This is a genomic window from Rhodoferax sp. (genome assembly GCF_028689305.1).
Classification (GTDB): domain Bacteria; phylum Pseudomonadota; class Gammaproteobacteria; order Burkholderiales; family Burkholderiaceae_C; genus Rhodoferax.
This window is the reverse complement of the sequence record NZ_JAQTWM010000129.1, coordinates 1-7,224: the sequence shown is the minus strand read 5'-3', so window position 1 is coordinate 7,224 and position 7,224 is coordinate 1. Positions and strand designations below refer to the sequence as shown.

At 62.3% G+C, this 7,224-nt stretch carries 9 protein-coding genes and 1 riboswitch; all 9 genes read left to right on the top strand.

Translation table 11 applies throughout. The annotated features are described in order from the left end of the window. Window positions 1-84 precede the first annotated feature (84 nt). Window positions 85-1,476, top strand: coding sequence for a GTP-binding protein (locus PHW99_RS17415; RefSeq protein ID WP_300180619.1), 1,392 nt, complete (start codon window positions 85-87; stop codon window positions 1,474-1,476). Between the two features lie 104 nt (window positions 1,477-1,580). Beyond that, entirely contained in the window at window positions 1,581-1,910 is a 330-nt protein-coding gene (fdxA, locus tag PHW99_RS17410) for a ferredoxin FdxA (RefSeq protein ID WP_300180616.1), read from the top strand. 23 nt (window positions 1,911-1,933) lie between these two features. Further along, entirely contained in the window at window positions 1,934-2,971 is a 1,038-nt protein-coding gene (locus PHW99_RS17405) for an NAD(P)/FAD-dependent oxidoreductase (RefSeq protein WP_300180613.1), read from the top strand. After that, window positions 2,971-3,324 carry a MerR family transcriptional regulator gene (locus PHW99_RS17400; protein WP_300180610.1) on the top strand — a complete coding sequence of 118 codons (354 nt, stop codon included), beginning with the start codon at window positions 2,971-2,973 and terminating at the stop codon, window positions 3,322-3,324. The genes PHW99_RS17405 and PHW99_RS17400 overlap by 1 nt, the downstream gene beginning before the upstream one ends. Window positions 3,325-3,416: 92 nt before the next feature. Further along, complete coding sequence (locus PHW99_RS17395; protein ID WP_300180607.1) at window positions 3,417-3,740, top strand: EthD family reductase; 324 nt, start codon at window positions 3,417-3,419, stop codon at window positions 3,738-3,740. Window positions 3,741-3,855: 115 nt separating this feature from the next. Further along, window positions 3,856-3,963, top strand: a riboswitch (TPP riboswitch). A gap of 75 nt (window positions 3,964-4,038) precedes the next feature. Next, window positions 4,039-5,370, top strand: a complete 1,332-nt coding sequence (locus tag PHW99_RS17390) for a cytosine permease (RefSeq protein WP_300180604.1) — start codon at window positions 4,039-4,041, stop codon at window positions 5,368-5,370. Then, a complete protein-coding gene (locus tag PHW99_RS17385) occupies window positions 5,367-6,461 on the top strand; it encodes an FAD-dependent oxidoreductase (RefSeq protein ID WP_300180602.1) in 1,095 nt (364 codons plus the stop codon). Before PHW99_RS17390 ends, PHW99_RS17385 begins: the two co-directional genes overlap by 4 nt. Further along, window positions 6,458-6,670 carry a sulfur carrier protein ThiS gene (gene thiS / locus PHW99_RS17380; RefSeq protein ID WP_300180599.1) on the top strand — a complete coding sequence of 71 codons (213 nt, stop codon included), beginning with the start codon at window positions 6,458-6,460 and terminating at the stop codon, window positions 6,668-6,670. Before PHW99_RS17385 ends, thiS begins: the two co-directional genes overlap by 4 nt. Window positions 6,671-6,684: 14 nt before the next feature. Then, window positions 6,685-7,224 (top strand): thiazole synthase (locus tag PHW99_RS17375; protein WP_300180596.1); only part of this gene is annotated, 540 nt, incomplete at its 3' end.

Here is a 7,224-nt window from a genome sequence, read left to right as displayed (position 1 = left end):
GGGCCGGGGGACATCCGCGGAGTTAGATACCCAATGCGCGCCGCGGGTTAAAACGACATCAGACTGCCCGTAACGGAAACGAACATGAACACTACAAACTCAGTAGCTACCAACCAAGAACAAACAAGGGCTACAAGCCTGGACTTGGGGTCTTGCCAAAATGACCATCAATCTGCATTGAAATTCATCACCTGCGGCAGCGTCGATGACGGCAAAAGCACCCTGATTGGCCGCCTGCTACTCGACAGCAAAAGTGTGCTGCAAGACCAATTGGCCAACGTCTCCAAAAGCGGTGAGGCCGACCTGGCCCAGTTCACCGACGGCCTGTCTGCTGAACGTGAGCAAGGCATCACCATCGACGTGGCCTACCGCTACTTCAACACCGCCGAGCGCAAATTCATCATTGGCGACGCCCCCGGCCACGAGCAATACACCCGCAACATGGTCACCGCCGCCAGCAGCGCCGACGCTGCCGTGGTGCTGGTCGATGCCACCAAACTGCCCTGGCAGCAACCCGGCCTGAGCCTGCTGCCGCAAACCCGCCGCCACACCCTGCTGTGCCACCTGCTGCGCGTGCCCAGCATCGTGTTTGCCGTCAACAAGCTCGACGCCCTGGATGACAACGCCACGCTGGCATTCAGCCACATCCGTGACGCACTGGAAGCATTCGCGCTGGCCGCCGGCATCGAAGTGGCCAGCATCGTGCCGATCTCGGCGCTCAAGGGCCACAACGTGGTGGATGCCACCGAAGATGACTGGTGCGGGTACCACGGCCCGAGCCTGCTCGACATTCTGGAGCTGCTGCCAGTGACACCGGCCGACACCGGCTTGCCGTTCGCGTTTCCGGTGCAATGGGTAGAAAAGTTCTCCGCATCGGCCGACACCTCACAAGGCCGACGCATTTTCTGGGGCCGGGTGGCCAATGGCCAGGCGCAAGTGGGTCAGCCGGTCAAAATCCTGCCCAGCGGGCAAACCGCCAGCATTGCCCAGGTGCTGGGCCACACCCGGCAGCCCCAAACCGTTGTGGCCGGCCACAGCGCCGGGGTGGTGCTGGACCGTGAAGTCGATGTCTCGCGCGGCGACTGGCTGCTGGCGCTCGAACCAGCGGCTGCCACGGCGGTGGACGACGACTTCGAAACACCGACTCCCCCCGGCGACCTGGCACCAAGCCGGGAACTCGCAGTCACGGTGGCCTGGCTGGACGACGAAGCCCTGGTCGCCGGACGGGTCTACTGGGCACTGCACGGCCACCGCTGGGTCAAGGCCAAGGTCCGACGCATCGTGCACCGGCTGGACATCAACACACTGGCCGAAGAAGCCGCCGACACCCTGCCGGCCAATGCCATTGGTCACATCGAGCTGCTGCTGCAGGAACCCATTGCCGCGCGACCCTTTGCGCAGTCAAGGGTGTTGGGCTCCCTGGTGCTGGTGGACACGGCCTCCCATAAAACCGCCGGAGCAGCCCTCATCAATTGACACAAATCAAGGCCGGCTTAACGTGAAGGCGCTAAGCTTCGCCGCCTTGAACTGGGAAAGCCAATAAAATCCCATCCTTTGCGTCCAACTGTAGAAATTTCAAAATGACCCATACCGTCACCGAAGCCTGTATCAAATGCAAGTACACCGACTGCGTCGATGTCTGCCCCGTGGACTGCTTTCGCGAAGGCCCGAATTTCCTGGTCATCGACCCCGATGAATGCATTGACTGCGCGGTGTGCATTCCCGAATGCCCGGTGAACGCCATTTACGCGGAAGAAGACGTGCCCAAGGACCAGCGCCACATGACCCCGCTCAACGCCGAGTTGGCCAAGCTGCCCACCTGGAAGAGCATCACCAAACGCAAGGCGCCGCTGCCTGAAGCCGAAGAGTACAAAAACAAGACCGGCAAGCTGTCCCTGCTGCAGCGCTGAGCCTGCCCGCCCGAGAAGCCGCCGTGATTGAAACCGAAGCACTGGTCATCGGTGCCGGGCCAGTCGGGCTGTTTCAGGTGTTTCAGCTCGGCTTGCAAGGCATCTCCACCCAGGTGGTGGAGGTGCTCGATGAGCCTGGCGGCCAATGTATCGAGCTCTACGCCGACAAACCCATTTATGACATTCCCGGTGTGCCGCGTTGCACCGGGCGCGAGCTGACCCAGCAGCTGCTGCGGCAGATCGCACCGTTTTCCCCCCAGTTTCATTTTGGCCAGCAAGTCGATACGCTGGCACGCCAGCCCGATGGCCGCTGGCTGGTTGGCACGTCCACCCAACAGCAGTTTTTAACCCGCAGCGTCTTCATCGCCGCTGGTGTGGGGGCGTTTGTGCCCAAGGAACTCAAGGTCGATGGCCTGTCCCGTTTTCTGGGCAGTCAGCTGTTTTACCGGCTCAAACCAGCCGTGCCTTTCGCCAGCAAGCGTGTCGTGGTGGTTGGCGGTGAAGAGGCAGCGGTGGCCAGCGCCATCACCCTGGCGCAAGCCGGCCCACTGCAAGCCCAAAGCGTCACCCTGCTACACCGGCGGGATGTGCTGCAAGCCAGCGCCGAAGAACTGAACCAGTTGGCAGCACGGCGTGCGGCCGGACAGATCCGATTTCAGGCCGGCCAGGTCACGGGCATCACCACCGAAGCCGAACGTCTGAGCGGTGTGGTCATCTCCACCCCCGAGGATCAAACCCTCACCCTGCCGCTGGACACCCTGCTGGTATGCCAGGGCATCAGCCCCAAGCTCGGCCCGATCACACAGTGGGGTCTGGTCATGGAGCGCAAGCAGCTCTGCGTCGACCCCGCAACCTTGACCACCAGCGAAACAGGTATTTTTGCCGTGGGTGACGTGGTCACCTACCCCGGCAAGAAAAAGCTGATCCTGTGCGGCTTCCACGAAGCCACCCTGGCCGCCTTTGCCGCCGCCGCGCTGCTGCGCCCCGAACAGTCAGCTGTGTTGCAATACACCACCAGCAGTGCGCTGCTGCAACAGCGGCTGGGGGTTTGTGCACCGTGATGTACATCGGCAAGCTCGCCCAATTGAGTGGTGCCACACCCAAGGCGATTCGCCTGTATGAAGCGATGGGGCTGATTCCTGCGCCCAAACGGCAAGGGAAATACCGCGTGTACGCCTATCCGGATGTGTCGCTGGTTCACATGATCCGGCGCGCCCAGGCGGTCGGTTTCAGCCTTGCCGAGATCAAAACCCTGGTTGAACACAAGGCCAGAACCCATCAGCTGTCCATTGAGGAAGCCAACCGCCTGATCACCATGAAACGTGAAAAACTGCGCCATGACATGAACCGGATCCTGGCGCAGGACCAGCAACTGGTGGCGCTACATGAAGAACTCAATCGGCCTGGCACCTGACTACTTGAAATACGCGCCATCAGCGCGCTTGACTTTGCCCCCAGGGACAAGGTGGATGATCCAGACACCCCCATTTCATTGAAGAAGCAACCATGGTCAAAATCAGCATTCTGTATCCGAACAACAAGGACTCACGTTTCGATCTGGGCTATTACACCCAGACCCATATGCCCATGTCGATTGGCCTGCTGAGCAGGCATCCCGGCTTCCAAGGTGTTTCGGTGGAACACGGTCTGGCCGGTGGCATGCCAGGCACAGAGGCAGCCTACATCGCCATGTGCCACTTCCAGTTCGATAGCGTTGAGAGCTTCATGGAAGCCTTCACGCCACACGCGGCAAAACTCCAGATGGACATGCCCAACTACACCGACATCGAACCGGTGATTCAGGTCAATGAAGTATTGATTTCGCGGTAGCGGTGGTCGAGGCATGAGGCACCGCGGTTGCTGCAGCGGGTTTCGACCCGGCCAAGGCCTTGTTCAATGACAGCCTTGTCATCAGATTAAAATCCGCCTCGCACCAATCTGTTGGTGCATTCGCTAGGGGTGTTGACCGGCCATTCGAGTGCCGGCCGACTGAGAAAGTCCCTTTGAACCTGATTGAGGTAATCCTCGCGCAGGGAAGCATGTTCAGCCATGGGTTCACCGCCTTCTCAGGTGAGCCGTTCCATGACCTTTACAGCCGACCTGCCAACTTTTTGCATGGAGCAAACAGATGGCACACACACCTTCTTCCGAATCAACCAGACCGGCCGCAAGATCCGTGTCGAATTCGTCCCTATTACCGGTACCAGGCACCGAGCGGGTATTCAACTGGCACAACCATGCCTCTTTATGGTTCAGCCTGGGCGTGGGCCTGCTGGTGATGCAGGTCGGAGCCTATCTGGTTCCAGCGGTCGGCAGCCGCGACGCGGCACTGGCCATTGTGCTGGGCTCTCTGGTGGGCTCGGGTTTGCTGGCCTGGACGGCGCGGCTGGGCTGCCAGACCGGTCTGTCCAGTGCGGCGTTGATGCACGCCACTTACGGCAGTGCCTTCGCCCGCCTACCGGTGCTGCTCAACATGGCGCAGCTGATCGGCTGGACCACGTTCGAGCTGGTGATCATGCGCGACGGCACGGCGGCCATCAGCAAGCAGTCTTTTGGCCTGCCGCTGGACGGCGTGGAAGGCCGCCTGCTGACCACGGCGCTGTGGGGCGGCGTGCTGGCTTGGCTGCTGGCTGGCTCCATGACACAACGGGTGCGCAAACTGATCGGGCGCATTGCGCTGCCGCTGGTAGTGGCATCGCTGCTGTGGCTGACCTGGCAGTTTGGTGGCCAGGTGCAAGCGCAAGGGCTGGCAACCTTTTGGTCCCGGCCTGGTGATGGCAGCATGGGCATGTTGTCGGCCATGGATCTGGTGATCGCCATGCCGGTGTCGTGGTTGCCGCTGGTGGCCGACTACGCCCGCCACGGCCAGTCTGAGCGCAGCGCCATGAGTGGCACCTGGGTGGGCTACGCGCTGGCCAACGTCTGGTGTTACGCGCTGGGCGTGCTGGTGGTCACGGTGGCGCAGCCCGGCACCGACCTGGTCAGTGCCCTGCTGCTGGCCCAAGGCGGCTTGCTGGCCCTGAGCCTGATTCTGGTGGACGAGGTCGACAACGCCTATGGCGATGTGTACTCGGGTGCAGTATCGGGCCACAGCCTGAAACCGACCATCTCAGTGCGCCAATGGGGGCTTGGGCTGGCTGGCCTGTGCACGGCGCTGGCACTGGTGCTGCCCATGCACAGCCTGGAACCGTTTTTGCTGATGCTCAGTTCGGTGTTTGTCCCTCTGTACGGCGTGATTCTGGGCCGCCTGGCGACCTCAAACGGCCCGGTGACAGAAACCGGTCGCCGAGTGGACTGGAGCGCGGCTTTGCTCTGGCTAGGTGGCATTGCTGCTTACCACGCACTCAGCACTTGGGCACCTCAGTGGGGTTCGGCCTTGCCGACACTGACAGCGACATGGTTGCTGGCCTGGTTGACCCGCCCGGCCACATTGTCGACACCAGTGGCTCAAAAAGCATGAAGATCGTCATTCTGGGAGCCGGGTTGATGGGCCGCCTGCTGGCTTGTGAACTCGCCCGGGCCGGTCACACGCTCACCATGTTTGATGCCGCAGGCCCGCAAGCGCTGAACTCTGCCGCCCGCGCCGCTGCCGCCATGCTGGCTCCACTGGCAGAGTCTGCCGTGGCTGACGACAGGGTGGTGCAGATGGGGCTGTATGGTCTCAAGCGCTGGCCGGAGCTGCTTGCCACCCTGCCCGCGCCGGTGTATTTCCAACAGCAAGGCACGCTGGTGGTCTGGCATCGCCAGGATCAGGCAGAAGCTGCCCGCTTCACTCGCCAGCTGAAAAGCACCACTGGACGCCTGCCAGAGTTGCCCAGTTTGCAGACACTGGATCCATCAGGTTTGGCACAGCTGGAGCCCGGCTTGGCCGGACGCTTCAGCCAGGGGCTGTATTTGCCGGGCGAGGGCCAGCTGGACAACCACCAGCTGCTTGATGCGCTGTTGACCGAGCTGCAGCAGCGCCAAGTCAGCCTGCACTGGGACAGCCCACGTGCGCCGGGTGACTTTGCGCCAGGAGAGGCGGGCCAGCCCGACTGGGTGCTGGACTGCCGGGGCCTGGGAGCACAAGCCCAGTGGCCGCAGCTACGCGGCGTGCGCGGTGAAGTGGCCATGTTGTACGCACCCAACGTGCACCTGTCACGCCCGACCCGCCTGATCCACCCGCGCTACCCGATCTACATCGCGCCCAAGGAAAACGGTATTTTCAAAATCGGTGCGACCGAAATTGAGTCGGACGATGTCTCCCCGGTGAGCGTGCGCTCGGGGCTGGAGCTGCTCAGCGCCGCCTACAGCGTTGACCCAGGTTTTGGCGAGGCGCGCATTCTGGAACTGGTGGCGCAGTGCCGCCCCACCCTGCCTGACAACCGGCCTGCGCTACGCCGCCTGGGCGCACGCTGCCTGCAGGTCAACGGTCTGTACCGCCATGGCTATTTGATTGCTCCAGCCATGATGGACATGGTGCTGCAACTTGTGCTCAGTGACAACGCCAGCCTGGCCCAGCAATTTGCCGTGCCCGTGCTGCGTGGCGACACCGTGGAGCAGGCTGCATGACGACCGCACCACTCAAGGTGTGGGTCAACAACACACCACTGGAACTGCCCGGTCAGGCCACGCTGGCCGACGCCGTGGCGCAGTTTGGCATCCGGCCGCCATTTGCCGCTGCCGTGAACCTGCGGTTTGTGCCCAACACCCGTTACCCCCAAACCCCGCTGAGTGAGGGCGATCGCGTCGATTTGATTGGCCCCGTCACCGGTGGCTGATTTCCCTGTTTGTCATGACCCCAACACCCTCTCACCCCACCAACGATGCCCTGGTGCTCTACGGCCAGCGCTTTGCCAGCCGTATGCTGCTGGGCACCTCACGCTACCCTTCCCCCGATGTGCTGCACGCTGCCGTGAAGCTGGCACAACCCGCCATGCTGACCGCCTCGCTGCGGCGGCAAAACCTGCAGGCGGGCGAGGCCAGCCAAAACGCCTTCTGGGTCATGCTGGCCAACCTGAAAGTGCCGGTGCTACCCAATACCGCCGGTTGCCATAGCGTGCAGGAAGTCATCACCACGGCCGAAATGGCGCGCGAGGTGTTTGCCACGCCCTGGCTCAAGCTGGAGCTGATTGGCGACGATTACACCCTGCAACCCGACACCCTGAACCTGGTCGAGGCCGCGCGCCACCTGATCAAGAGTGGTTTTCAGGTGCTGCCCTATTGCACCGAAGACCTGGTGCTGTGCCAGCGCCTGGTGGACGTAGGTTGCCAGGCCATCATGCCTTGGGCGGCACCGATTGGCACCGGCAAAGGCCCGATCAACCCCTATGCG